Here is a 25,210-nt window from a genome sequence, read left to right as displayed (position 1 = left end):
GGACGCGACGTCGAAGCTCGCCTCGGCGGCGGGATCGTATTGCGGGAACGGCGCGTCGTCGGGCGCGGCGTTTTCCGCGGGAGGCGGCTCGGGAGCGGCGGCCGCGCGCGCTTCGGCGGCGGCGCGGCGTTCCCGCGAAAGGCGTTCGAGGGTTTCGAGCGAGGCGGAAAAACGCTGCGCGTCGCGGCGGCGGGCGTCCTTCAGCGCGGCGTTCGCGGCGCGGAATTTTTCGCTCAGCGCGCCGCGCTCATTTTTTTTTTGCGTCGTCGGGCGTTCCCGCGGCGAGTCCTGCGATGTCCTTGATGAGCGCGTCGATCGCCCGCGTTCGACTTTGCTCGACGGCCTTCAGCAGGCAGACCTCGAAATTCGCGCGCTCGGACAGCCCGAGCTTCACGCCGCTCTCGCCCGCCTGCAGCGTGTCGAGCATGCGCAGCAGCTGCTCCGTGCGCATCGCGGTGCCGAGCAGGGAGGAGACGCCGCGTTCCCGGATCGAATCCAACAGCGCCTCGCGGACGCGCGCCTGCGTGTGCTTGAGCACGCGCAGCAGGTCGCGCCCTTCCTCGACGAACGCGTCGGCGTAGCGGACGACGGCGGCGTAGTCGGCGGCGGCGAGCGCGGCGGCGAGCCCTTCGATCTGCTCCTTCGACGCGAGCCCGTAGATGTCGAGCACGTCCTTTTCGGAAATTTTTTTGCCGCAGAAGGAAATCACCTGGTCGAGAATCGACTGCGAGTCGCGCATGCCGCCGTTGGCGAGCCGTGCGATGGCGAAGAGCGCGTCGTCGCTCGCCTCCACGCCGTCGGTCTCCGTGATCCGGCGCAGGCGCGCGGCGATCTTCGCCTCCGGGATCGGCTGGAACTCGAAGCGCTGGCAGCGCGACGTGATCGTTTCGAGCACCTTGTCCGCCTCGGTCGTCGCGAAGATGAACTTGACGTGCGGCGGCGGCTCTTCGATGACCTTCAGCAGCGCGTTGAACGCGTCCTTGGAAAGCTGGTGGACTTCGTCGATGATGTAGATCTTGAAGCGGCACTGCGCGGGCGCGAAATAGCATTCCTCGCGGATCTGCTTGGCGTCCTCGATGGAGCGGTTCGTCGCGGCGTCGATTTCGATGACGTCCATGCAGGAGCCGTCCGTGATCGCTTTGCAGATCGGATCGTCCGGGGCGGGAGCGACGCTCGGGCCGCCGGTGCAGTTGAGCGCCTTGGCGAAGATGCGCGCGGTCGTCGTCTTGCCCGTGCCCCGCGGCCCGACGAAGAGATACGCGTGCCCGATGCGCCCGGTCTCGATGGCGTTCTTCAGCGTGCGGACGATGTGTTCCTGGCCGACGATTTCGTCGAACTGCTGCGGCCGCCAGCGGCGCGCGATGACTTGAAAGGCTCCGGACATGATGAGCGAGAGTAAACGCTTTCCCGCCCCCGCCCGCAAGCCGCAAGTGCGCGGGAACGCCCGCGCCCTGAAAGCGCGGCGCGGAAATCGAAAATTCCCGTGTTTTTCCGTGGTCAAATCGGGCGCGTTCCGTTATCTTCCGAAGGCATGAAATTACTCCACGCCATTTTCGCCGGGCTCGTCTTCGCCGCGTTCTGCGGGGACGCGGTCCGCGCTTTCGCCGCGCCGAGGAAAGACAAAGGCGAAATCACCCTGGAAGAAGCCCTCGAAACCAACGTCTATTCGCCGAAGTCGCGCGACAAGATTCCGAGCGCGAAGGACAAGGTCATCGGCAAATGGAGCTGGGAGACCGCGGAAAAGGATCCCGCGCTCGCGGATCTTCCGCTGCCGAACAGGCCGTGGAAGGACGTCGCGAAGAACGACGCGCTCATCGCCAGGATGGACGAGATTCTCTGCGGCGATCCGAAGAAGACGAAGGCGGCGCCGATCGCGGAGACGTTCCCGGGCGTTCCCGTCGGCGAGTGCGAGCTGCTGACGCGCACGGTCGAGATCGATCCCGCGATCGGCGGCTGGCACAGCCTCGGGCTCTACGCGCCGCCGGGGCAGAAGATTTCCGTCGTCGTCAAAGGAAAGCGCAAATTCGACATGGATCTGCGCATCGGCTGCCACTCGGACTCGCTCACGAAGGACCACCTCGAAAAGCATCACGAAAACACGCTGAAGCGCCCGCCGCGCATGACGAACACGATCCGCATCAAGGCGGACGAAAAGAAGAAGGTCGAACTCGCCAACCCGTTCGGCGGGCTGATTTATCTCGACGTCAAGGGCGTGTTCCCGAAGGAGAAGCCGGTCACGGTCGAAATCTCCGGCGGGATCGCTTCGCCGCTCTACATTCTCGGCGCGAAGGACGAAAAGACGGGCGTGGACATCGCCGTCGTCAAGACCGAGGAATGGCAGAAGCAGCTCGCGGAGACGAAGGCGCCTTGGGGCGAAATCGCGGTGCCGCGGCTGATCTTCACGGTGCCGATCGAGCACCTGCGGATTCTCAAGATTCCGCGCCGTCTCTGCAAGAATCTGCAGCGCGGCATGGCGGTGCAGGACTGGCTGATCGGCTGGGATAAGCATCCGAACCAGGTCGCAACGCCGATGCGCTTCGTGATCGACGTGCAGATTTCCGTCGGCTGGGGGCATTCCGGCTATCCCGCCATGGGCTACATGGCGTGGGGCGACTGCATCAAGAACGGCTCGCTCGTCAAGGAAGGCAGCTGGGGGCTCTGGCACGAAATCGGGCACAATCACCAGTGGTCGCCGTTCCGCTTCGACGGCTGCACCGAGGTGACGGTCAATCTCTTCTCGACGATCAGCCAGACGCAGGGCATCGGCGTCGCCTACGAGCGCGCGTGGGACGGCACGTCCATCGCGCCCGAGGACATGAAGGCGAGCGCGCAGGCGTTTCTGCGCAACAGCAACAAGACGAGCTTTGACGAAGAGGAGGACGCGCGGCTGAAGCTGTATTTCTTCGTCGAGCTGATGCGCGGGCTCGGCTACAACTCGTTCCGCGACGTCGCGCTGCGCCACCACGACGAAGATCCCTTCAAGGACGGCGCGACGAACCGCGACCGCTGGGACTGGTTCTACACGGCGCTCTGCGACGCCACGAAAAAGGACCTCACGTTCTACTTCACCAAGTGGAAGATCGACCTTTCCGACAAGGCGAAGAACAAGGTGAAGGCGAAGCGCTACGCGGAATGGGCGCCCTGCAGGGGCTGGCCCAGAAACTTCCCCGACTACGCGGAGGAAAAGGCCGCGCGCGCCGCGAAGGAGGCCGCCGACCGCGCCGCCGCGATCGAAAAGCAGAAGAAGGAGCGCGAAGAACGCGAAAAGGAAGAACGGCGGAAACGCGCCAAGGAAATTCTGAAGAACATCTGACGCGCGCCGCTCCGGCGTTCCCGCGAAAACCGCTTTCTCCCGAAAAATGATTCCCATCATCGACCGACACATTCTCAAGGAATGGCTGAAAATCTTCCTCATGGCGCTCTGCGCGATGGCGGGAATGCTGCTGATTTCCTCGATCTACAACGATCTGCAGGACATGCTTCAGTGGGAGGTGCCGACGCTCGAAGTCGTCGAGTTCTTCTTCATGACGACCGTCGGATTCCTGCCCGTCGTCATTCCCGTTTCGCTGCTGGTCTCGCTGCTCTTCATCCTCGGGCACTTTCACAAGAATCAGGAACTGACGGCGTGGCGCGCGGCGGGGCTGGGCATCTTCCGCATCACGCGTTCGCTGTGGGTCGCGGGCGCGGCGCTCTCGCTGCTGATGCTTTTTCTGAACGCGACCTTCGTCCCCTACGCGACGGAGCGCACGACGCGGATCGTCCAGAAATACGACAAGAGCGGAAAATCCGGCGAGTTCATTTTCTACAACAACGTCGGCGCGCGCCGCATCTGGCTGATCTCCAATTTCAAGTCCTCCACGGGCGAGGCGCGCAACGTGAACATCTACGAGTTCGACGCGAAAAGCCGCCTGAAGCGCGAAATCGCCGCCGCGACGGGCGTTTACGACGAAAGCGCGGGAACGTGGACGCTCGCCGACGGGCGCGAGATGGAATGGCGCGAGCCCGCCGCCGGCGGCCCGCCGTCGAGCCAAAAGACCTTCGACAAGCTGGCGGGCGCCCCCGCGGACGCCGACGGGAACGCGAAGCCCCTCAGAACGCTCACGCCCGAAGCGTATCCGGAAAATCCGCGCCTGATGCTGCTGGCGTCGAAAAAGCCGGGCGACCTTTCGCTGCCGGAAATCGGCGAGCTCCTCGACCGGAGCGGCGGGAACGCGAGCGAGGCGCAGCTCGCGGAGTATTCCGTGTATTACAATTCGATTCTGGCGAGCCCGTTCTGCTGCCTGATCGTCGTCGGCATCGCGATTCCGTTCGCGGTCGCGGGCGTGCGCACCAATCCGATGGTGGGCGTCTCGAAATCGATCGGGCTCTTCGCGGCGTATTTTCTGCTCACCAACATCTTCAACGCGCTCGGCTCGGGGCTTTGGCTCCCGCCCGTGGTCGCGGCGTGGGCGCCGAACGTCCTGCTGTTCGTCTACGCGGTCTGGCTCTGCCGCAAGGTGAACTGACGCGCGCGCGGGGCTTCGCCTCCGGAGACGCGGCGTGCCCGCCGATAAAAAATCTTCGCGTCTTGGCGTCTTTGCGGGAGACTTCGGAAGGCTTTCCGCAACGCGGCGGGAACGCTGCCCGTCCCCGTAAGAACTTCGCGCACCGCGAAGTTTAAATTGACAAGGCGCGCCGCAGAAAAGATTATTAAGAAAAAATTTTCGAACCCATCGTCCACATGAAAAAAGGTTTTACCCTCATCGAAATTCTGATCGTCGTCGTTCTGGCGGGAATCATCTGCGCGGTCGCCGTTCCGCTCGTGAATCAGCATCGCGCGACGCGCGCGCAGGCCGTCATGCAGGACGACGGCGCCCGCCTCGGCATCGCCGCCCAGGCGTATTTCGCCGAGACGTTCTCGCACGAAGTCACGATCGGCTACGACGCGAAGACCGGCAGGATCGACGCTCCCGACGCGTTCAAGATGCTCAACGGCAACCGCATCGAGCCCGGCTACGAAATCGAGGGTGGCAAGCTTACGATCGAGCGCGACACCGACAAGGGCTTCAAGCTCACGAGCCCCGTCGGCGGCGTCTATACCTTCAACTACAAAGGAGCGCTGACCAAGTCTCAGCCCTACGTCGGCGAGACGGGGAACTGACCGCGTTCCCGCGCGCGATTTCGCCCCGTTCCCGCAACGGGGCGTTTTTTTGCCGGCGATTTCGCGTTTTTCCGCCGCTTACGCGTCAGACATTTTTCCGAAACGAAACTCATGAACGAAGAAAAAAAAGATTTCGCGCTGAGCCGCAAATCCAAGGGCGGACTCATGCGCCTCTGGAACGCCTTCAGATACACCTGCGCCGGTTTCCGCGCGGCCTTCCGCCACGAACACGCCTGCCGCCAGGAGATTTTTCTCTTCGTTCCGCTCGCCGTCGTCGTCTGCCTGCTGCCCGTGGACGTGTTTTCCAAGGCGCTGCTGCTGCTGCCGATGCCGCTGATTCTCGGCTTCGAGATGCTCAACTCCGCCGTGGAGGCGGTCGTGGACGATATTTCGCTCGACTACCGCGAGCTCGCCAAGCGCGCCAAGGATTTCGGCTCCGCCGCGGTCTTCTGCGCGATGCTCGTCGGCGTTCTCGTCTGGGTCGCGGTGATTCACAAGAACGTCGTCGCGGGCAATTTCGACGCCTGGGCGGCCGCGCTCCGCGGGTTCTTCGCGAAGTGAGACGATGGAAAGTCTCGACGGACAGCACTTCGACGCGCTCGTCGTCGGCGCGGGCATGAGCGGCCTCGCCGCCGCGATCCGTCTCGCCCACTTCGGCAAAAAAACGCTTCTCGTCGAGCGCCACAACGCCGTCGGCGGGCTGAACGGCTTTTACTTTCTCGGCGGGCGGAAATACGACGTCGGGCTGCACGCCATGACGAATTTCGTTCCCGCGGGCACGAAGAACGCGCCGCTCACGAAGCTCCTCCGCCAGCTGCGCATCCGCCGCGAGGAGCTCGATCTCTGCCCGCAGATCGGCTCGTCGATTCAGGCCTTCGGAAACACGATCCGCTTCTCCAACGACTTCGCGCTCTTCGAGAGCGAAATCGCGCGCGCGTTCCCGCGGCAGATCGACGGCTTCCGCCGCCTCGACGCCTTTCTCGCTGCCTTCGACGAAACCGCGCTCGACGCCGACGACGCCGCCTCCGCCCGTGCGCGCGTCGCCGAATTCATTTCCGACCCGACGCTCGTCGACACGCTCTTCATTCCGCTTTCGTTCTACGGCAGTTCCGTGCCCGACGACATGGCGCTCCCGCAGTTCGCGATCATGTGGCGGAGCATCTTCCGCGAAGGCTTCGCGCGCCCGCACGTCGGCGTGCGCCAAATCACGCGCGCGCTGACGCGCAAGCTGCGCGAGTCCGGAGCCGTGCTGCGCCTGAAGTGCGGCGTGAAGAAAATCCTCACGCGCGGCACGCGAGCCGTCGCCGCGGAACTCGACGACGGCTCCGTCGTTTCCGCGGACAAGATTCTTTCCTCCGCCGGCGCGACGGAGACGATGCGCCTCTGCGAGGGCGTTCCCGCGGATTTCGGCGCCGCCGACGTCGGCGGGCTCGCCTTCTGCGAAACTATCACGCAGCTCGACGCCGATCCCGCGCGCGATTTCGGCTGGGGCGAGACCATCATCTTCTTCTGCGATTCGGAGCGCTTCCTTTACCGCGCGCCCGACGCGCTTGCGGACGCGCGCTCCGGCGTCGTCTGCATCCCGAACAACTACGCGTGGAGCGTTCCCGAAAACGCGCCGCGCGAAGGCTGCCTGCGCGTGACGTGTCTCGCGAATCACGCCGCGTGGAAGGCGCTCGGGCACGGCACGGAAGCCTACGCTGCCGCCAAGCGCGACGTCTTCGCGCGCCTCCGCGAAACGGCGCTCGCGCATCTGCCCGCCGTTCCCGCGGAACGTTTTCGCGGCGCCGTGCTCGCGACGGACATGTTCACGCCGCTCACGGTCGAACGCTTCACGGGCAAGCTCGGCGGCGCGATCTACGGCGCGACGCGCAAGCGGCGCTCGGGCGAAACGCCCTACGAAAACCTTTTTCTCTGCGGCACGGACCAGGGCTTTCTCGGCATCACGGGCGCGATTCTCTCCGGCATCTCCATGGCGAATCTGCACGCGCTGGCGTGAGCGTTCCCGCGGGAACGCGCGCGCCGCGTCACGCCTCCGCGAAATCTTCTTCCGCGTCGCCGGAAGCGCACGCGCGCGGCAGGCCGCAGATCCGCCGCACGGGAACGCCGAGCGTCTCCCAGTTTTCGCAATAGACGGTCGCCGTGCCCGGGCGCGTCGCCGCGCGGCGCACCGCGGGATCGTCCGGCTCGAAGAGAAACGCGAGCGAGCGGTTCACGCGCAGCACCGCCGCGCGCGCCGAGACCAGCAGCACCGCGTTGCGGAAAGCGTTCCGCGAAACGCCTTCGTCCGCCAGGCAGATCGTCAGCTGCCGGTCGACGAGCGAGAGCTTGCTCGCGTTGCGCCGCGTCGCCGCGGGCGAAGGCGCCTCGTCTTCGTAAGGTTCGATTTCCGCCGGCGCCGCGCGCCGGGCTCCGTTTTCCGTGGTGTCGTTCATGGCGGGGAATGAGAGGGTTTTTCGTCAGCGCCCGGAAACGAATCCGAGGCGGCGGACGCCGGTCCGCGCGTCGGCGAGCTTCCGGAAAGTCTCTTCCAGCGGCGTTTCGTGTCGTTTGAATTTGAATACGGCGTTCTCGACGTCGCAGACGATGTCCGCGGCGCTCTTCCCGTCGGCGCTTTCGAGAAAGACTTCGCGAGCGTGCGGCGTCGCCGCGACTCCGTAGCGGCGCAGCGTCCGCTCGAAAATCTCTTCCCGCGAGGCGGAATCGGGCAGCGGCACCTCGATCTTCTTGCTGAAGCGCTTGCCGCGGAGCAGGGCGGGATCGATCTGTTCGGGGTAGTTCGTCGAGGCGATGACGATGAGCGAGTTCTTCTTTTCGACGCCGTCGAGTTCCGCGTTGAGCTGATTGATCACGCAGGCGTCGCCGCCGTAGGCCGCGTTGCCGACGGTGTTGAATTCCTCGAGAATGACGACGGCGGGCGCCGCCTTGTTGGCGCGTCCGAAGAGCTCGCGGATCTTCGTCGGGCTGAGCAGAATCCGGCTCGTCGCCACGTAGAGCGGCAGGTCCGCCTCGCGCGCGGCGGCGATGGCGAGGCTCGTCTTGCCCGTTCCCGGCGGGCCGTAGAAGAGGAAGGTCGTCTCCGGGCGCGGGACGCCGAGCTCGTCGTAGGCCTTCGGGTTCTTCACGAAATCGATGGCGTCGCGCAGCTCCGAGACGGCGGCGTCCAGCCCGACGAGATCGCGGAAGTCCGTGTGCTTCATGGCGACGCAGGCGAATTCGTTTTCGACGCCCTCGCGGATGCGTTCGTAGCGGATTTCCGTCTTGCGCAGCGTGAAGCGCGTTCCCGCGGTCTCCGGGCGCGAGACGCAGACGAGGCGGTCGCCGCGCGAGGCGCGCCGTTTCTCGTCGTAGGGATACGCGGGAACGGGAGCGCATTCGACGCGGAATTCGGAGAAACGCGCGCGCGTCTCCGAAGCCAGCGCGTCGTAGATGCCCGAAAAATCCGCCGCCATGCCTTCCAGAAAGGCTTTGACGCGCGGCAGCGCGGGCGCGGAACGCAGGTGCAGCTCGACGAAATCGGCTTCCGAAGAAAAGCTCAGCGCGATGCCGTAGGCGGCGAATTCCTTTTTGCGCGCGGCGATCTCCCGGGCGCCGATTTCCCGCAGCACCGATTCCGAGATCGAGTCCAGAAGCACGATCTTCCGCGCGTTCCGGAAAATGAACTCGACGGAATTTTCGTTCTTTTCGAGGCCCGGACTCAGCGCGCGCGAAAGCAGCAGCGGCGAGATCGCGCCGCACCGCGCGTTCTCGCGCAGGTAGGCGCAGGCGGATTCTTCAAGCGAAATCGTCGAGACGCAGACGCCGTTCCCGCCGCGCACGGAGCGGTCCAGAAACTTGTCGAAGGCGTCCCCGCAGACGAAGGAATTGATGACGGTCTGAAACGACGCGTGCCCCAGCGTCGGGTTGTCGAAGACGACGCAGCCGCGCGGCGATTCCGCGAAGACGCGGTGCAGCAGCCCTTCTTCCGCGTTCTTGTAGCTCGGGTTGGAGCCCAGCAGCGAGACGACGCCCATTTCGCGGTCGTTGAAGGACGCGCCGTCGATCACCGCGCGCACGCGCTTCTGCAGGCGCGCCGCGACGAAGGCCCGCTGCAGCGCGCCCGCCAGCCGGCTCTTGCCGCAGCCGTGCTCGCCGACGAGAATCAGGCTCAACGGCCGGTTGTCGCCCTTCGGGCGCGTCCAGAAATCGCGCAGCTGCAGCGAGATCTCCCGAATCGCGCGCGCCTGATTCGGCAGCTCGCGCAGCAGGGCCTCCTCCACGAATTTCGCCGTGCGGACGGCGTTCTCGAGCCGCGTCGCCGCGTCGCGGTACGCTTCGGACAGGAAGCGGTCCCGCAGATCTTCGCGAAACAGCTCGAAATCCCGCACGCCGTTCATGCGCAGAATCCGCATCACGCTTTCTTCCGGATCGGCGGCGACGGCGTAGGCGACGGCGTGCGCGGAAAGCGCGCCGAAGATCTCCACGCCGGGCGAGTTCGGCTCGTTTTCGTCGAAGAGGTCGATCAGCGCGTCTTCGAGCGGCGGGAGCTTCGCGGCGCCGTTCGGGAGCTTCGCGGGGAGGCGGACCGCACGGGCGCGCTCGACGAGGCGCTTCGGCAGCCGCGCGACGCGGAACCCGTAGAGGCTTTCCGCGACGTCCGGCATGAAGAGTGCCAGCGCGGCGAAAAGCGTCTCCTGCGAAATTTTTCCCGCGCCGCCGCCTTCCCGCTTCGCGTCCCTGCCGGCGGGAACGAGCGCCGCCGCGGCCTTGAAAAGGCGCATCGCGTCTCCGTCGAGCTCCCGTCCCAGCCGCGGGAGGCGGAAGCGCGGCTCGGCGTCTTTTTTCGGGAAGCCCGTTCCCGCGTCTTCGAGTGTCTTCTGTGTCGTGTTCATTTTACGGTTCTCCGTTTTCAGTTTTTTCGGAATTCGCCGCCGCGTCGCCGTCGCGGGAACGAAAGGACGAAAACGCGGACGCGCGACGACGCGCGCTTCGGGCGCGAAAAAAGGGCGCGACGAAGCGACGGCGCTCCCGCGGCATTTTCGTGGAATCAGAAAGTGTTTTCTGCCTTGCGGACACGTTACCGCGCGGACTTGCGAAAACGGGCGGGCACGAAACGTCTTCTGCGCCCCGGAACCGGCTTGTCAGAGAATCCGCACCTGCGGAAGCCGCGTTCCTTTTCGACGAAGGAAATTTCTGATGCGCGCAGTTTCCGCGCAAGCTCCCTCCCTGTCAAACTTTTTTTCGAGGCGGCGTCTCCGCGCCTCGGGGCGTCCGCGCCGCGCGCTTTCGCGGAAAATGATTCGCGTTCTCGGCGGGAACGCGTTTTTATTTGCGCACATGAGCAACGAGATCTCAATCGACTTCGGGCTGGTGAAAATCGCGGCGGCGTCGCCCGTGCTGCACTTGGCGAACGTTCCCGCGAACGTGCGCGAAATCGGCACGCTGATGAGCCGCGCGGCGAAGCAGGGCGCGGCGGTCGTCGCGTTCCCGGAACTCTCGCTCACGGGGCATTCCTGCGGCGACCTCTTTTACCAGACGGAGCTGCTGCGCGAGGTCGAAAAGGGACTGCTCGCGCTCGCGAAGCTCACGGCGGAGCTCGACGTCACGGCGATCGTCGGCGCGCCGCTGCTCATCCGCCAGCACATCTACAACTGCGCGATCGTGCTCGGCGGCGGCAAGGCGCTCGGCGTCGTGCCGAAATCGCATCTGCCGAACACGCACGAATTTTACGAAAAGCGCTGGTTCGCGCCCGCGGACAGGCTCCCCGTCTCCGAAATCGAGCTCGGCGCGTGCGGCTATTCCGTTCCCGCGGGAACGGACATCATTTTCGAAAACGAGTTTTTCCGCTCCTGCTCCTTCGGCGTCGAGCTCTGCGAGGACCTGTGGGTCACGGAGCCGCCGAGCGGCAGGCTCGCGCTCGCGGGCGCGTCGATGATCTTCAACCTTTCCGCGAGCGACGAAGTCGTCGGCAAGACGCAGTTCCGCCGCGACCTCGTGCGCATGCAGTCCGCGCGCTGTCTCGCCGCCTACGCCTACGCGGGCGCGGGCATGGGCGAATCGACGACGGACATCGTCTACGCGGGCGAGTGCTTCATCGCGCAGAACGGCGAAATGCTCGCGGCGTCGGAAAAGTTTCCCGCCGCGGGAACGCTCGTCTTCGCGCAGGCGGACGTCGATCTGCTCGCGCATCAGCGGCGCACGAACGCGGAATTTCTCGCGTCGGACACGGCGGGAACGCGCCGCGAGTTCCGCCGCGTGCATTTCCCGCTGCCCGCCTCGCACACGGAGCTTCCGGCGGAAGTCTTCGGCAGGGTCTCCTGCACGCCGTTCGTGCCCGGCGACGAGGTCGTGCGGGAACGCCACTGCCGCGAGGCGTTCGACATTCAGGTCGCGGGGCTGATGCGCCGCCTTTCGCACACGCGGACGAAGAACGTCGTGATCGGCGTTTCCGGCGGGCTGGATTCGACGCTCGCGATTCTCGTCGTGAAGGAGGCGTTCGCGCGGCTCGGGCTCGATCCCGCGGGGATTCACGGTTTCTCGCTGCCGGGGCCGGGAACGTCCGAGCGCACGCGCCGCAACGCGCTCGACCTGATGACGCGTCTCGGCATCGAGGCGAAGGAAATCTCCATCGTTCCCGCCGTCGAGCAGCACCTGCGCGACATCGGGCATCCGGCGGACTGCTTCGACGCCGCCTACGAAAACGCGCAGGCGCGGGAACGCACGCAGATTCTGATGGACATGGCGAACCGCCGCGGCGGATTCGTCGTCGGCACGGGAGACCTCTCCGAGGCGGCGCTGGGCTGGTGCACCTTCAACGGCGACCACATGTCCATGTATCACGTGAACATCGGCGTGCCCAAGACGCTCATCCGCCACATCATCGCGTGGTTCGCCGCCGAGCGCCGCAGCGAGGAAATCGCGCGCACGCTCGCGGACATCGTGGACACGCCGATTTCGCCCGAACTGAAGCCGCCCACGGCGGAAGGCGAAATCGCGCAGAAGACGGAGGACCTCGTCGGCCCCTACGAGCTGCACGACTTCTTCCTGTTCCATTTCTGCGGGAACGCGTTCACGCCGCGCAAGATTTTCTTCCTCGCGGAAAAGGCGTTCGCGGGCGTTTACGATTCGGAGACGATCCGCAAGTGGCTCGGAGTTTTCCTGCGCCGGTTCTTCTCGCAGCAGTTCAAGCGCTCGGCGTGCCCGGACGGCCCGAAGGTCATCTCCATCGGGCTTTCGCCGCGCGGCGACTGGCGCATGCCCTCCGACGCCGAATCCGCCATGTGGCTGGATTTTTAGGAGTTTAGGAGTTGAAGAGTTTAGGAGTTGAAAAGGTAATTACTCCTAAACTCCTCCACGGGAGAGACGAAAACGGGCGCCCCCTTTCGGAGGCGCCCGTCCAATCATCTACTAACACTAACTGTATGACTTAACTCTATCTCTAACACTCTAAACTAACACTCAAAACTGCAAACAAAGCGAGCGCGGGCGCCCGTTTTGTCTGAAAATTTTCACATCGCCTCGATTTTCGCGATGAACTTCTTCACGCGGGAAAGCGTGCGTTCCTTGCCGAGGAGCTCGAGCATCTCGTGCAGGCCGGGGCCGCCGGGCTGTCCGGAGACGGCGAAGCGCATCGGCGCGAAGTAGTCCGTGGGCTTCACGCCGTGTTCGGCGCCGAGCTTCGCGAAGATCGCGTCCACGGTCGCGGGGGCGACGTCCGGCGCGGCTTCGAGCGCGGGAACGAGCTCGCGGCAGCGTGCCGCGGGATCGCTTTTCTTGCGCAGCTTCGCGAAGCCTTTTTCGTCGAGCGGGAAGTCTTCCGTGAAGAAGTAGCCGACGAAGTTCGGGAGCGTTTCGAGCGCGTTCATCTTCGGCTTGCACAGCGCGAGCACCTTCTGCAGGTAGTCCTCGTCGGTCTTTTCGTCGATGACCTTCGCCTCGCCGAGCACGGGCGCGGCGAGCCACGCGAAGGACTCGTCCGGGAGCGCGCGCAGGTATTCCTGGTTGAAGAACGCCATCTTGCGCTCGTCGAAGCGCGCGTTCGCCTGGTGCACGTCGCAGAGATCGAACTGCGCGACGATGTCCTCGATGGGCAGGATCTCGCGACCGTCCTTCGGCGTCCAGCCGAGCATGCACAGGAAGTTGCGCACGGCGGCGGGCAGGAAGTGGCGCGACTGGTATTCCTCGATGAGGGCGCCGCGGTCGCGCTTCGACATTTTGCCGGAGCCTTCCGTCTTCAGGATCAGCGGAATGTGCGCGAACTTCGGCGGCTCGACGCCGAACGCCTTGTAGAGCTCGACGTGCTTGCTCGTGTTCGAAAGGTGGTCCTCGCCGCGGATCACGTGCGTGATCTTCATCGCGATGTCGTCCACGACGTTCACGAGGTGGAAGACGGGCTCGCCGTTCCCGCGCACGATGACGAAGTCGCGGTCTTCGGCGCGTTCGACGCGCCCGCGGATGATGTCGTCGATGACGACGGGAGCGGCGTGCACGCGCTCAATCTCCTTTTTCAGAAAATCGTCGTAGACGGTCTCTCGCTCGCCTTCGAGGCGGAACCAGATCGCGCCGTCCTTTTCGTAGGCGCGTCCCTTGTCCATGAGCTCGCGGACCTTCTGCTTATAAAAATCGCCGCGCTGCGACTGGAAATACGGGCCGTAGTCGCCGCCGACCTGCGGTCCTTCGTCCCAGTCCATGCCGAGCCAGCGCATGGATTCGAGAATGACGTCGAGAAATTCCTGCGTGTTGCGTTCCTTGTCGGTGTCCTCGATGCGGAGCACGAAGGTGCCGCCCGTGTGGCGCGCGTAAAGCCAGTTGAAAAGCGCGGTGCGGGCGCTTCCGATGTGAAAGAAGCCGGTCGGGCTCGGTGCGAAACGTGTGCGAACTTCACTCATGATGACTCGAAAAATAGCGTTCCCGTAAAGAAACGCTTTTCCCGCCCGCTTTGCAAACGGAAAACACGCGCGCGGCGAAAGGAAGGCTTCCTCCTCACAAATCTTTCTCCGCAGATCCCGCGGATTTCCGCAGATTTTTGGAACCGCGAATTCCCGCGAATGAACGCGGATTCTTACAGGAGGGAAGCGTCCCGCTTGCCCTCCAAATCCGCGGGGCGTCTTCAGCGCGTCGGCGGAATGGCGCGTTCGAGCGCGAAGGCGCGCGAGCCCTTGATCATCGCGTTCCCGCGGAAGGCGGCGACGCATTCGCGCAGCGCGTCGATATCCGAAAACACGCGCACGCGTTCCCGCGGAAATCCGCGCGCGACGGCGCCCTCGCCGATGCGCGGTGCGTTCCCGCCGAAGAGCGCGAGCACGTCCGTCGCGGCGTCGAGCGGAAGGGATTCGCCGATTTCTCGGTGCAGGCGTTCGGAGTCCGCGCCGAGCTCGCCCATGCCGCCGAGCACGAAGAGCCGCGGCGTTCCCGCGCACGCCGGGAAGCGCTTCGCGAACGCGCGCGCGGAATCGAGCATCGACGCGGGCGAGGCGTTGTAGCAGTCGACGAAGATTTCGCCGGCGCCGTCCGCGCGTTCCCGCACTTCGCCGCGGTTCGCGGAAGGCTTCCAGGCGTCGAGCGCCTCGCGGATTTTTTCCGCGGGAACGCGGTCCGCGACGGCACAGACCGCGAGCGCGGCGTTTTCCGCGAGCCCGCGCGAGACGCCGCGCGCGAAGAACGTCTCACCGCGAACGCCGATTTCAAAGCCGTCCGCGCGCTCGCGGAGGCTCACGGGAAGGCCCTCACCGGAGAAATTTCTTTCGCCGGAATCTTCGGAAAGCGAAAGAATCGTCGCGTCCCCGGAAGCGGAAAGCGCACGGAAACGTTCGTAGCGGAGCAGATCCGCCCAGAAGAACGCGCGGCCGCCGCGCGCGCGACGCGCCGGAAGCTCCGCCTTTTCGCGCGCGATGTTTTCCATTGAGCCGAGCCCTTCGAGGTGCGCGGGCTTCACGTTGGTGACGAGCGCGACGTCGGGCGCGATCATTTCCGCCGAACGCCCGAGCTCGCCGGGAACGCTCATGCCCGCTTCGATCACGGCGAAATCGTGCGCCGCCGGGTCGATCTTCAGCAGCGTCAGCGGCACGCCGAGCGTGTTGTTCAGATTCTTTTCCGTCGCGAGCGCCGCGCCCGCGCGCGAGAGAAGCCGCGCGAGCAGGTCCTTCGTCGAAGTCTTGCCGACGCTTCCCGTCACGCCGAAGACGCGCACGTTCCCGCAGTTGCGGCGGCGATGCTCCGCCGCGAGCCGCTGCAGCGCCGCGACCGTGTCGGGCACGACGAGCTGCGGGAGCGCGACCTCCGGCACGAAACGCGAGACGAGCGCGCCCGCCGCGCCGCGTTCCCGCGCCGCCGCGAGAAAATCGTGCCCGTCGCGGCTCTCCGTCCGTATCGCGACGAAGATTTCCCCCGCCGCGATTCTGCGCGTGTCGATCGCCGCGCCCGCGATTTTTTCGGGCGCGTTCCCGCCGCGCCATTCCGCGCCGAGCGTCTCCGCGACGAATTTTCCGGTCAAAAGCGTTTCGTTTTTCATGGTCCGTTCCCGCGCGTTTCAGCCGTTCGCTCCGCCCTGCGCGCGCGCCTTCTTGCGCGCCAGAAAGCCTTCGCCGGGCTTTTTCGTCTTCGCGCCGAGCCAGGGCAGCAGGTGCGTCGCGATTTCCGCGGGCGTGAAGCGGAACGCGGCGTCCGCGGGCTCGGCGACGTGCAGCAGGTAGTCGCAGCGCGAAATCAGATCCGCGGGAACGCCGTTCGCGTCGCCGCTCACGCAGAGCGCGACCGTGCGCCCCGGGAACGCGATCGGCTTCGCGTAATCGACGCGGCGGCCGCCCTCGCGCACTGCGCCGACGATGAAGAATTTTTCGCGCATCATGCGCAGCAGCCCCGCCATGGATTCCGTCGAATAAAGCTTCAGCGCGTCCATCGCGCCCCCGGCGAGGCTCCACGCGTCCGCGCTCATCAGCGCGGGAACGTCTTCCTCGGACACGACGAAGCGCGACACGCCGCAGACCGCCGCGACGTGCGCGAGCCGCGCGAGCTCGAACGCGTCGCCGACGCCGTGCGCGAAGAGCGCTTTTTCGCCCGCCGCGTGCCATTCGTCGCGCATGATCGGACGAATCGACGCGGGAACGGGGCGGCGCGTGAGCGCGACGACGCCTTCGTGCCGCGACGTGCCGACCATGCGCGCGAGCGCGCCCGCGTCCAGCGTCTCGTAGGGACGCCGCTCGCCCGCGAGCCACGAGCAGAGTTCCGCGAATTCCTTGTGATTTTCCGCGCTCAGAAAAAGCCTCTCGATCGAAGCGCGGCGAAAGCGGAAAGCCGCGCGCACGGCCGCCTTGCCGTAGAGAAAAACGTCTTTGAAGTTCCCGTGATTTTCTTGCATGTCGGAAATCTTAAAAACGGAAAACGGAAAATGGAAAGCCAAATGGAAGTGACGGAGTTATGAAGTTACGAGGTTATGAGGCTGATTGCCGGAACTTTTTGAAAATTCTTTCGGCGAAGCCGAGCGCAATGAACCTTCATGACTTCACGACCTCATCACTTCGTCACCTTTCCAACGAAACCTGAATGAGCCCCTGGAAAAGCCCGTTGCAGTAGGGGCGTTCCCGCGTCGAAACGCCCATGTCGCGCAGCAGCGCGGGAACGTTGCCGGGCGCGTCACCGAGAAACCAGTGGAACCACCACGCCGAAAGATCCGCGGCGCCGGACGCGCTCGCCAGCGGCAGAAACGCGTCCACGAGCAGCGTGTCGAGGCGCGTTCCACCGAGCGTTCCCGCGAAGATTCCGTCGGCGATTTCCCGACGCAGGGCGCGCATTTTTCCGCGCGCGCGGAAGTTTTTGGAGCCGAGCCCGGCGTTGAATTTTTCCGTTCCCGGGAGCGCCGCGAGCGCCTCCCGCAGCTGCCGCGCCCAGGCGGGATTTTTTTCGAGCAGCGTCAGATACTGTTCGAGCCGCCGCGCGGGCAGATTCGCCGGACGCGTTCCCGCGAGGCGCCAATGCCCCGCCTCCGCCGCGTAAAGCTTTTCCGCGCCCATCAGCAGCATCGTGCTCGGCGAAAAGCGCGTCGCGAGCCGCGACATCGCCTCGCGGTTGCGCCGCAGCCCGAGCGTCTCGAGCGCGATCCGGTGCGCGAGCGTGCCCCAGTCCGGCGCGTCCTCGAGCCGCCGCGCCATGAAGCGCACCTTCTGCGTCCAGCGCGAAAACGCCGCCGCGCGCAGCCGCGGGAAGCGCTCGTCTTCGGGCACGGCGAAGAGCTTCGCGCGCAGATCCTCGGCGCCGTCGCCGCGTCCCTCGATTTCCGCGAGCGCCTCTTCCGACGCGTATTCCTCGATGTCGCGCTTCAGATGCGGCAGCAGCAGAAACGTCTCCATCGTCCCGCCCGAGGAGTTTTCGCGCGGGAACGCGCCCGCAGCCGGCGGGAACGCGAGCACGTGCAGCACGACGTTTCCGTAGAGCGGATTCGCCGCGTGGCCGTGCGCCTTCCAGTCTTCCGCGTAAAAATGGATCTCCACGTCGCCGCGCACGCGCACGCCGTCGATCAGCAGCTCCGCGCCGAGAAAATCGGGACCGTCGAGCCGGTTCCACGTTCCCGCGGAAACGATTTCGAGCGGCTTTCCGCCGAGCGTCGTCAGCCCGTCGCGCCGGAAATCGCCGCGGCGCCAGATGCTCTGCACGACGCGCTCGGGAACGCTGATCGGGCCGAAAAGACCCTGCATCTCCGCGACGCGGTCGGGCGCGTTCCCGCCGCCGACGGACTTCGCGTAATCGGCTTCGGCGCGCGGCGCGGATCCGGAATTTCGCGTTTCGGGCGTCATCGTCGCGGGGATTTTTCGGAACGTCGCGGCGAAGCGCGCGTCAGCGGCGGCGCATCGCGTCGATGAGCTCGGCGTTGCGTTCCCGCGCCTTCGTGTCCATCACGACGAGAATCGCGTGAATCATGCCCGGCACGTAGAAGAACAGGCAGAGAATCAGGTTCAGAAGCGCCTGAAAAGGTTTGCCGCAAAGCAGCACGGCGACGGGAGGAAGCAGAATGGCGACCAGATAAAGCATGGCGAAAACGAAGGTTTTTCGGGAACGCTATCCGTTCGCGCGCGCGCAATCAAGCGAGAATCCGAAGCGCGCCCGTTCCCGCGGCGGCTCAGTCTTTCGCGTTCCCGCGTTTCCGCGCGGCTTCGCCCGCCTCGTAGCGCGCGCACCATTCGCGCGACCACGGCGTGAAGTCGCCCGCCTCGATGTGTTCCCGAGCCTGCCGCATCAGGTCCTGGAAGAAGTGGATGTTGTGGATGCTCAGCAGCGTCGAGGAAAGCATTTCGCCCGCGACGTAAAGATGGCGCAGATACGCGCGCGAGAAGCGGCGGCACGTGTAGTTGTCCAGCCCTTCGACGAGCGGGGATTCGTCGAGCCTGTATTTTTCGTTCTTGATGTTGATCGTGCCGTCCGGCGTGAACGCCGTGCCGTGGCGCGCGAGTCGCGTCGGCATCACGCAGTCGAACATGTCCGCGCCGAGCGCGATCATCTTCAGCAGCTGCGGCGGCGTGCCCACGCCCATGACGTAGCGCGGTCTGAAATGCGGGAGAAACGGCGTGCTCGCCGCGACCTGCTGCAGCATCTCCGGCTCGGGCTCGCCGACGGAGACGCCGCCGATCGCGTAGCCGGGAAAATCCGCCTGCGCGAGCGCCTCGGCGCATTCCCGCCGCAGGTCGTCGTACACGCCGCCCTGCACGATGCCGAAGACGTGGTGCCCGGCGGCGATGAAGCCGTCGTCGATCGCGTGGCCGAGAAATTCCCGCGCCCAGCGCAGCGTCGTGCGGTTCGCGTCGGCGACGTCGCGCTTCGTCGCCGGGAACGGCGGGCAGATGTCGAGCACCATCGCGACGTCGCTCCCGAGCGCGCTCTGGATGTCGAGGCAGCTGCGCGGCGTGAGCGTGATGCGCGAGCCGTCCAGGTGCGACGCGAACGTGATGCCCGCGTCGGTGATCTTGCGCAGCTTGGAGAGCGAAAAGACCTGGAACCCGCCGGAATCGGTGAGAATAGGGCCGTCCCAGTCCATGAATTTATGCAGCCCGCCGAGCGCGCGCACCGTCTGCGGGCCCGGACGCAGATTGAGGTGATACGTGTTGCCGAGAATGATCTGCGCGCCCGTTTCCTTCACCTGTGCGGGCGTGAGCGACTTGACCGTCCCCTGCGTGCCGACGGGCATGAACACGGGCGTCTGCACGACGCCGTGAAGCGTGCGCAGTTCGCATCGCCGCGCCGCGCTCGCGGGATCCGTCTTCAGAACGGTGAAATGGCTTTCGGAAGTCTGCATGTCGAAAGCGTGGCATCGTAGCAAAACCGCGCCCGCGCGGGAAGCGCGGAATTGCCGCGGGAACGCGCGCGCGGACGCTTTTTCCTTTCAAGGTCGGGAAAAATTCGCTCCGGGAAACCTTTCCACGTAGCGCACCGTGAAATCCGGATGATTCTCGACGATTCTGATTTTATAATCGGGAAAACGCTCGACGATCTGCCACTTCCCGCAACAGTCCGGAAAACGTTCGACGATCTGCACGCGCAGGTCTTCATGTCTGTCCACGAGCTTCACGTCGTAATCGGCGAAAGCGGTCACAAACTGGATTCTCCCGTAAATGCGCTCGACGTCCACGCCTTTTTTCGCGGCGGACGCGGGAACCGCGAACAAAAGCGTCATCGATGCGACGGAGACAAGAAGTCGCGAAACCATTTTTCTTTTCATAAGTTCATTTTCCTCGGAACGTGAATTTGTCGTCGGAACGACGGGGAAATCCCGACGCCGCTCATAAAATCGAAACGATAAAGTACACGAAGAAAAACAATAAGACCAACCACATCAACCACATCAGAGAAAATACAATCCCGAAGATAATTGCGAGCGTAATGACCGTAAAAAAGAAAGCGAGCGACAAACACACACGCAATATCGGACGATTTTTCAGCCACCGCACATCTGAAAAGATATTTATATCATCTCCGACGTACAGTCCGTATCCGAAGCCGGCGCAAAGAGGAAGAAAAAAACAAAGCGCCACGAAAAAGCTGAATTCCACTCCCACGACAAAAAAGAAAAAGTAGAAGACGGCGAAAATCGACGCGCCCAAGATCGTCGTCTTGACGATTGCGCGTTCGTGCTCTTCAACGAAGGCTGAAATCGGACCGAGCGGTTTCTCTTCGAATCCCTCAACGCTTTTCTCAAGGGACGTTCCCGCGACGCTCTTTTTCGGGGAAATCCGATTTCTGAGAAAGCGATAAGCCGCCTTCACGCCGAAGCAGATCGAAGCGAAAGCGAAAACGAACGCGGCAAGCATGGAAATCGCGATTCCGTCCCTCGAAGAAAGCATCGCGTCGCAAACGAAAGTGCAGCCTAAAGCCGCCAGACAGAGGGAAAACGAAGCCAATCCTTTCATGGCCGGCAAAGCGAATCCCGCCTCTTCATGACGTTCAACGCGTCCGTCTGATGCGATTCCGCATCGCACGCCGCGTTCTCTTTCAGAAAAGCGTTCTCTAAGAGAACAATAAATCGCCTTCACGCCGAAACATATCGAAGCGAAAGCGAAAACGATTGCGGCAAGCATGGAAATCACGATTCCGTCCCCCGAAGAAAACGCCGCGTCGCAAACGAACGCGCAGGCGACGGACGCGAAACACAGAAAAACCGAAACCATCCCCTTCAGCGCCGACGAGGCGAACTTCGACATCGGCTTTCCGGGTCTTCCCCATTTTTTTGAGATTTTGAAGTCAGATTGCATGAAGGAATTTTCATCTACGCCGAAGTGTTCGTCAAGAAATTTGAAAAAATCGGATTTCGATGAAGCGCGCGCGTTTCGCGGGAACGCGCGGGAGATTTTTGATTTTATCAAAACCTTCCGTCGGCTCGGCGGTTTTCTTCGCGTCCGAAAGCAATCCGCGCTCAAGAGATCTTCAGCGCGCGGGCGAGAGCGTCGCGGTCGAGCTTGCCTTTGGCGTCGAGCGGGAGCGCGGGAACGGCGACGAAGCGCTTCGGCAGCATGAACGCGGGAAGGCGTTCCCGCAGGCGCGCCGCGAGATCGTCCGGGAACGGCGGCACGACGAGCGCGACGACGCGCGCGCCCCATTCTGCGTCGGGTTCGCCGACGACCATCGCCGCCGCCGCGCCGCAGGCCCGCAGCGCGTCCTCCACGATGAGCGGGTCGATTTTTTCGCCGCCGGAATTGACGTGCCGGTCCGCGCGCCCGCGCACGAGCAGACGCCCGTCGGGGAGCAGCTCGCCTTCGTCGTTCGTGAGAAAGACGCCGCCCGGATTCGGCGCGAGCGCGCCGTCGTCGAGCAGCATTTCGCCGAGCGATTCCGCGGCGAGCGCGATGCGCGCGTCCGCGCCGTTCAGCGCAATCTTCGCGTGCGGCAGCGGCGTTCCCGCCAGGCGCGGCGGCGCGTCGCCGAGCCGCCAAAGCGCGACGAGCGAAGCCGTCTCCGTCATGCCGTAGCCGACGCCGAGCGGCAGCTTTTCGCGCTCCGCCGCGTCGAGCAGATCGGCGGGAACGGCGGCGCCGCCGAGCAGAATGAAATCGAATCCGCGCAGCCACGCCGCGCCGTCGCGCCGCGCGAGCAGCCGACGCAGCTGCGTCGGCACGAGCGAGTTCATCCAGAATTCCGACGCGCCGCCGCGGAATTTCGGGAGCGCGTCGCCCTCGTGAAAACCGAAGCTTTCCGCGGCGAAGAGCTTTCCGCCCGAGACGCGGGAGCGCACGAAGGGCATCAGCCCGCCGACGTGCCACGGCGGCAGACACGCGAAACAGTGGAGCGGCGTTCCCGCGGGAAGCTTCAGCGCACGGATCAGCGCGCGCGCGCTCGCCTCGAACGTCCGCGGCGCGTGCGAGACGAAGCGGATTTTCCCGCCGCTGCCGCCGCTCGCGACGAAGACGCGCCCCGATCCGCCGTCGCGGGAACGCGCCGCGAACGCCGCCGCGAGCCGTTCCGCCTCGCGCCGCTGGTCGGCGCTCCACTGCGGGTTCATCAGAAAAACGTCGCGCGTCCCGCCGTAGATTTCGGCGAAACGCGCGAAGAAGGCGCGCGGCGAAGATTCGGAAAGCAGCATGGCGCGGCGACGGGAACGTCACTTCGCGGCGGAGAAGACGCGGCGGAGGATTTCGACGCTTTCGTCCAGCTCGGCGACGCTCGCGTTCAGCGGCGGCAGGAGGCGGATCACGTTGTTGCCCGCGCCGACGCAGAGCAGCCCGGCTTCGCGCAGCTTCGCGATCCACGGCGCGGGAGCTTCGCGGAACTTCAGCCCGCTCATGTAGCCGACGCCGCGCACTTCGACGAGAATTTCAGGGAATTCGCGCACGAGCCCGGCGAGCCGTTCCCGCCACGCGGGAGCGCGCTCGGCGACGCGTTCGACGAGCTTTTCCGCGTCGAGCGTCTCGAACACCGCGAGCGCCGCCGCGCACGCCATCGGGTTGCCGCCGAACGTCGTGCCGTGCGAGCCCGCGTGAAAGAGCGCGGCGAGCTCGTCGCGCATCCACACGGCGCCGATCGGGAAGCCGCCGCCGAGCCCCTTCGCCATCGAAAAGCAGTCGGGAACGACGCCCGAAAGCTCGAAGCCGAAGAGCTTGCCCGTGCGCCCGACGCCGCACTGAATCTCGTCGCACATGAGGAGCACGCCGCGCTCGTCGCAGAGCTCCCGCAGCGCGCGCATGAACTCGGGCGTCGCGGGCGTGAGGCCGCTTTCGCCCTGCACGGGCTCGAGCAGCACGGCGGCGGTCTCGCCGTCGATCGCCGCGCGGAAGCTCTCGATGTCGTTGAGTCTGGCGACGACGACGCCCGGCGTCAGCGGGCGGAATCCGTTCTGGATCTTTTCCTGCGGCGTCGCCGCCATCGTGCCGAAAAGCCGCCCGTGAAACGCGTTTTCGCAGACGACGACCTTGTAAATTTTTCCTTCCTCGCCGCCCGCGCGGGAACGCCCGAAAAGGCGCGAGACCTTGAGCTGGCACTCGTTCGCCTCGGCGCCGCTGTTGCAGAAAAACACCTTGCCGCCGCCCATGTGGCGCACGATGCGCTCGGCGACGCGCGGCGCGTTCTCGTTCACGAAAAGATTGCTGCAGTGCGCGAGCTTCGCGGCCTGCTCCTGCACGCGCTTCACCCAGTGCGGATGCGCGTGCCCGAGCGCGAGCACGGCGATGCCCGACGAAAAGTCGAGGTATTCCTTGCCGTCTTCGTCCCAGACGCGGGAACCTTGCCCGCGCGCGAGCGCGACGGGCGGAAGCCCGTAGTTGCCGAGCATGTTTTCTTTCCAAAGTTCGATGGAGTGCGACATGATGCGCTTCATCAAACTCCGTTCCCGCGCGCTTGGCAAAGCCATATTTGCGCGCCGCGGTTCAGCGCGGCTTCGCGGCGAACGAACGGCGCAGAAGGCGCGCGACGGCGGCGAGGGCGAAGAACCCCGCGCCGACGAAGACGAGCCAGTCGCCGTGCAGCGCGTAAAACGTCGGCGACGCCGCGCGGCGTCCGTAGACGTCGAAGCGCCCGACGCCGCGGAAATAAATGCTCCCCGCCGCGTCGGTCATCGGCTGAATCTGCCCGATCGGCGAAATCACGCCGCTCCAGCCCGCGTTCCCGCAGCGCACGACGGGCACGCCGAGCGAAACCGCCTGCATCACGGAATGCGCCATGTGCTGGTGCGCGCCCGCCTCGCGGCCGTACCACGCGTCGTTCGTGACGACGACGAGCGCCTCCGCGCCCGCCGCGACGCACTCGCGCCCGAGCTCCGGGAAGACGTCCTCGTAGCACACGAGCGCGCCGAGCCGCAGCACGCGGTTTTCGCGGGAACGCACGAGAAGCGGCTCCGCCGACGCGCCCGGCACGCAGTCGCTCGCCACGGGAACGACCTTGCGCAGCGGCAGCACGTCCGCGAGCGGCACGTATTCGCCGAACGGCACGAGATGGCGCTTCGCCGCGAACGCGTCCGCGAGCCCGAAGCGCGGATCGACGACGTGCACGGAATTGTGATACGCGTCCGCCGCGGCGCCGCCCGCCGTTTCTGCGGGAGCGACGGCGCCGACGACGAGCGCCGTTCCCGCCTCGTGCGCGAGCCCTTTCAGAAACGCCGCGAAGCCGTTCGCGTCGCTTTTTTCCAGGGGAAAGACGGGCATCGCCGCCTCCGGCCAAAGCACGAAATCCAAATCCGTCGCGAGGCGTTTTCCGCCCTCGGCGCGGCGCTTCCGTTCCGCCGCGAGCGCGCTTTCCGCCTGCGGAAACGTCGCGACGGGGCGTTCCCGCGAAAGCGTCGGCGCGGCGAGAGTCAGCGTCTCGAGCACGCGCAGATTTTCGGAGACGCGGCGCGCGTCCCACTTCGCGTTCGGGTCGAAATCCGTCTGCACGGCGGCGAAGGAGAATTTCTTCTCCGCGCCGCGGTCGTATTCGACGCATGAATACGCGAACACGACGACGGAGGCGAACACGGGCGCGAGCGCGAGATAAAATTCCGGGCAGAACGTCCGCAGAAATCCGACGGGCGACGGCGACGCGGGCGCGACGCGCGCCTCGACGAACTGCCGCCGCAGGTAGCGCGCCAGTCCGAGATTGAAGAAGATCACCGTCGCGCTCGCGGCGGGCGTTCCCGCGAAACGGCACAGCGCCAGCGCCGCCGGGAAATCCCACTGCGTCGCGCCGATCGGCATCCACGGAAAACCCGTCAGAAACCACGTCAGCATCCATTCGAGCACGAGCCACAGCCCCGTCAGCCCGAGCAGATCGACGACGCGCGACGGGAACGCGCGCTCGCCCGTGCAGCGCGGCATCACGAAACGCAGCGCGACGAACCACAGCCACGGGAACGCCGTGTAGGCGAGCGGCAGCAGCAGCAGCGCGACCCAGCCCAGCGGCGGATACAGGTGACGCAGCCAGACCAGATTCACGACGCCGGCGAGAAAGCACGCCGCCCAGCTCGCGGGCAGCCACGCCTTCCACGCCGGACGGCTCGCCGCCCACAGCGCGAACGGCACGGCGAAGAACCACGCCGCGCCGGAAAGATTCGGCCCCGGCATCGAAAGCGTCCAGAGCGCGACGGTCAGCGCGACCAGCGCGGGAACGCGCAGCGCGCGCGGAAAAAATTTCGTCGGATTCATCGGC

At 65.2% G+C, this 25,210-nt stretch carries 20 protein-coding genes; 6 read left to right on the top strand and 14 right to left on the bottom strand.

Features of this window, described 5'->3' with window-relative positions:
• Window positions 1–247: 247 nt before the first annotated feature.
• A complete protein-coding gene (dnaX, locus tag ACQREB_RS03215) occupies window positions 248–1,384 on the bottom strand; it encodes a DNA polymerase III subunit gamma/tau (RefSeq protein ID WP_427765218.1) in 1,137 nt (378 codons plus the stop codon).
• Window positions 1,385–1,531: 147 nt separating this feature from the next.
• On the opposite strand from dnaX, the gene ACQREB_RS03210 reads away from it, so the two are divergent.
• The 5 genes from ACQREB_RS03210 (at window position 1,532) to ACQREB_RS03190 (ending at window position 7,139) form a co-directional block, all read left to right on the top strand.
• Window positions 1,532–3,313, top strand: a complete 1,782-nt coding sequence (locus tag ACQREB_RS03210; RefSeq protein ID WP_427765216.1) for a M60 family metallopeptidase — start codon at window positions 1,532–1,534, stop codon at window positions 3,311–3,313.
• A gap of 46 nt (window positions 3,314–3,359) precedes the next feature.
• Window positions 3,360–4,505, top strand: a complete 1,146-nt coding sequence (locus ACQREB_RS03205) for an LptF/LptG family permease (RefSeq protein ID WP_427765214.1) — start codon at window positions 3,360–3,362, stop codon at window positions 4,503–4,505.
• Between the two features lie 215 nt (window positions 4,506–4,720).
• On the top strand, window positions 4,721–5,140 hold the full coding sequence (locus ACQREB_RS03200) for a type II secretion system protein (RefSeq protein ID WP_427765211.1): 420 nt from the start codon (window positions 4,721–4,723) through the stop codon (window positions 5,138–5,140).
• A gap of 111 nt (window positions 5,141–5,251) precedes the next feature.
• Window positions 5,252–5,701, top strand: a complete 450-nt coding sequence (locus ACQREB_RS03195; protein ID WP_427765208.1) for a diacylglycerol kinase — start codon at window positions 5,252–5,254, stop codon at window positions 5,699–5,701.
• A gap of 4 nt (window positions 5,702–5,705) precedes the next feature.
• Entirely contained in the window at window positions 5,706–7,139 is a 1,434-nt protein-coding gene (locus ACQREB_RS03190; protein WP_427765206.1) for a phytoene desaturase family protein, read from the top strand.
• A gap of 28 nt (window positions 7,140–7,167) precedes the next feature.
• On the opposite strand, the gene ACQREB_RS03185 is transcribed toward ACQREB_RS03190, so the two are convergent.
• Both ACQREB_RS03185 and ACQREB_RS03180 read right to left on the bottom strand, forming a co-directional pair.
• Window positions 7,168–7,575, bottom strand: coding sequence for a hypothetical protein (locus tag ACQREB_RS03185; RefSeq protein WP_427765204.1), 408 nt, complete (start codon window positions 7,573–7,575; stop codon window positions 7,168–7,170).
• 24 nt (window positions 7,576–7,599) lie between these two features.
• Window positions 7,600–10,011, bottom strand: a complete 2,412-nt coding sequence (locus ACQREB_RS03180; protein ID WP_427765201.1) for an AAA family ATPase — start codon at window positions 10,009–10,011, stop codon at window positions 7,600–7,602.
• 445 nt (window positions 10,012–10,456) lie between these two features.
• Here ACQREB_RS03180 and ACQREB_RS03175 point away from each other — a divergent pair, with 445 nt between their 5' ends.
• A complete protein-coding gene (locus ACQREB_RS03175) occupies window positions 10,457–12,415 on the top strand; it encodes an NAD(+) synthase (protein WP_427765199.1) in 1,959 nt (652 codons plus the stop codon).
• A gap of 212 nt (window positions 12,416–12,627) precedes the next feature.
• Here the strand turns inward: ACQREB_RS03175 and ACQREB_RS03170 are convergent, their stop codons facing one another.
• The 11 genes from ACQREB_RS03170 to lnt all read right to left on the bottom strand — a co-directional run bounded on the left by ACQREB_RS03170 (window position 12,628) and on the right by lnt (window position 25,206).
• Entirely contained in the window at window positions 12,628–14,007 is a 1,380-nt protein-coding gene (locus tag ACQREB_RS03170) for a glutamate--tRNA ligase (protein ID WP_427765196.1), read from the bottom strand.
• 221 nt (window positions 14,008–14,228) lie between these two features.
• Window positions 14,229–15,629, bottom strand: a complete 1,401-nt coding sequence (locus ACQREB_RS03165) for a UDP-N-acetylmuramoyl-tripeptide--D-alanyl-D-alanine ligase (RefSeq protein WP_427765193.1) — start codon at window positions 15,627–15,629, stop codon at window positions 14,229–14,231.
• An 18-nt stretch (window positions 15,630–15,647) separates the two neighbouring features.
• Window positions 15,648–16,475 carry an RNA methyltransferase substrate-binding domain-containing protein gene (locus tag ACQREB_RS03160; RefSeq protein ID WP_427765191.1) on the bottom strand — a complete coding sequence of 276 codons (828 nt, stop codon included), beginning with the start codon at window positions 16,473–16,475 and terminating at the stop codon, window positions 15,648–15,650.
• A gap of 163 nt (window positions 16,476–16,638) precedes the next feature.
• Complete coding sequence (locus ACQREB_RS03155; protein WP_427765188.1) at window positions 16,639–17,907, bottom strand: DUF2851 family protein; 1,269 nt, start codon at window positions 17,905–17,907, stop codon at window positions 16,639–16,641.
• 40 nt (window positions 17,908–17,947) lie between these two features.
• Window positions 17,948–18,142 carry a YqaE/Pmp3 family membrane protein gene (locus tag ACQREB_RS03150; protein WP_427765186.1) on the bottom strand — a complete coding sequence of 65 codons (195 nt, stop codon included), beginning with the start codon at window positions 18,140–18,142 and terminating at the stop codon, window positions 17,948–17,950.
• An 88-nt stretch (window positions 18,143–18,230) separates the two neighbouring features.
• Window positions 18,231–19,400: a tRNA guanosine(34) transglycosylase Tgt gene (gene tgt, locus ACQREB_RS03145; RefSeq protein ID WP_427765183.1), complete on the bottom strand. Its 1,170-nt coding sequence runs from the start codon at window positions 19,398–19,400 to the stop codon at window positions 18,231–18,233.
• A gap of 87 nt (window positions 19,401–19,487) precedes the next feature.
• Entirely contained in the window at window positions 19,488–19,778 is a 291-nt protein-coding gene (locus tag ACQREB_RS03140) for a hypothetical protein (protein WP_427765181.1), read from the bottom strand.
• A gap of 106 nt (window positions 19,779–19,884) precedes the next feature.
• A complete protein-coding gene (locus ACQREB_RS03135) occupies window positions 19,885–20,853 on the bottom strand; it encodes a hypothetical protein (protein WP_427765178.1) in 969 nt (322 codons plus the stop codon).
• Window positions 20,854–21,014: 161 nt separating this feature from the next.
• Window positions 21,015–22,178: an AMP-binding enzyme gene (locus ACQREB_RS03130; protein WP_427765176.1), complete on the bottom strand. Its 1,164-nt coding sequence runs from the start codon at window positions 22,176–22,178 to the stop codon at window positions 21,015–21,017.
• 18 nt (window positions 22,179–22,196) lie between these two features.
• The gene (locus tag ACQREB_RS03125) at window positions 22,197–23,396 is read right to left on the bottom strand and encodes an aspartate aminotransferase family protein (RefSeq protein ID WP_427765174.1); all 1,200 of its coding nucleotides are present in this window, start codon (window positions 23,394–23,396) and stop codon (window positions 22,197–22,199) included.
• 61 nt (window positions 23,397–23,457) lie between these two features.
• A complete protein-coding gene (gene lnt, locus ACQREB_RS03120; RefSeq protein WP_427765171.1) occupies window positions 23,458–25,206 on the bottom strand; it encodes an apolipoprotein N-acyltransferase in 1,749 nt (582 codons plus the stop codon).
• Window positions 25,207–25,210 lie beyond the last annotated feature (4 nt).

Source organism: Candidatus Spyradosoma sp. SGI.093 (genome assembly GCF_050314555.1).
Lineage (GTDB): Bacteria > Verrucomicrobiota > Verrucomicrobiia > Opitutales > UBA953 > Spyradosoma.
This window is presented reverse-complemented; position numbering and strand designations above follow the sequence as displayed.

Bases quoted from the DNA above. Each gene is read 5' to 3' on its own strand.
- tgt (WP_427765183.1), bottom strand. From the start codon at position 19,400: ATGCAGACTTCCGAAAGCCATTTCACCGTTCTGAAGACGGATCCCGCG.
- ACQREB_RS03210 (WP_427765216.1), top strand. From the start codon at position 1,532: ATGAAATTACTCCACGCCATTTTCGCCGGGCTCGTCTTCGCCGCGTTC.
- ACQREB_RS03130 (WP_427765176.1), bottom strand. From the start codon at position 22,178: ATGCTGCTTTCCGAATCTTCGCCGCGCGCCTTCTTCGCGCGTTTCGCC.
- ACQREB_RS03180 (WP_427765201.1), bottom strand. From the start codon at position 10,011: ATGAACACGACACAGAAGACACTCGAAGACGCGGGAACGGGCTTCCCG.
- ACQREB_RS03140 (WP_427765181.1), bottom strand. From the start codon at position 19,778: ATGACGCTTTTGTTCGCGGTTCCCGCGTCCGCCGCGAAAAAAGGCGTG.
- ACQREB_RS03205 (WP_427765214.1), top strand. From the start codon at position 3,360: ATGATTCCCATCATCGACCGACACATTCTCAAGGAATGGCTGAAAATC.
- lnt (WP_427765171.1), bottom strand. From the start codon at position 25,206: ATGAATCCGACGAAATTTTTTCCGCGCGCGCTGCGCGTTCCCGCGCTG.
- ACQREB_RS03125 (WP_427765174.1), bottom strand. From the start codon at position 23,396: ATGTCGCACTCCATCGAACTTTGGAAAGAAAACATGCTCGGCAACTAC.
- ACQREB_RS03150 (WP_427765186.1), bottom strand. From the start codon at position 18,142: ATGCTTTATCTGGTCGCCATTCTGCTTCCTCCCGTCGCCGTGCTGCTT.
- ACQREB_RS03135 (WP_427765178.1), bottom strand. From the start codon at position 20,853: ATGCAATCTGACTTCAAAATCTCAAAAAAATGGGGAAGACCCGGAAAG.
- ACQREB_RS03160 (WP_427765191.1), bottom strand. From the start codon at position 16,475: ATGCAAGAAAATCACGGGAACTTCAAAGACGTTTTTCTCTACGGCAAG.
- ACQREB_RS03165 (WP_427765193.1), bottom strand. From the start codon at position 15,629: ATGAAAAACGAAACGCTTTTGACCGGAAAATTCGTCGCGGAGACGCTC.
- ACQREB_RS03155 (WP_427765188.1), bottom strand. From the start codon at position 17,907: ATGACGCCCGAAACGCGAAATTCCGGATCCGCGCCGCGCGCCGAAGCC.
- ACQREB_RS03185 (WP_427765204.1), bottom strand. From the start codon at position 7,575: ATGAACGACACCACGGAAAACGGAGCCCGGCGCGCGGCGCCGGCGGAA.
- dnaX (WP_427765218.1), bottom strand. From the start codon at position 1,384: ATGTCCGGAGCCTTTCAAGTCATCGCGCGCCGCTGGCGGCCGCAGCAG.
- ACQREB_RS03200 (WP_427765211.1), top strand. From the start codon at position 4,721: ATGAAAAAAGGTTTTACCCTCATCGAAATTCTGATCGTCGTCGTTCTG.
- ACQREB_RS03170 (WP_427765196.1), bottom strand. From the start codon at position 14,007: ATGAGTGAAGTTCGCACACGTTTCGCACCGAGCCCGACCGGCTTCTTT.
- ACQREB_RS03195 (WP_427765208.1), top strand. From the start codon at position 5,252: ATGAACGAAGAAAAAAAAGATTTCGCGCTGAGCCGCAAATCCAAGGGC.
- ACQREB_RS03190 (WP_427765206.1), top strand. From the start codon at position 5,706: ATGGAAAGTCTCGACGGACAGCACTTCGACGCGCTCGTCGTCGGCGCG.
- ACQREB_RS03175 (WP_427765199.1), top strand. From the start codon at position 10,457: ATGAGCAACGAGATCTCAATCGACTTCGGGCTGGTGAAAATCGCGGCG.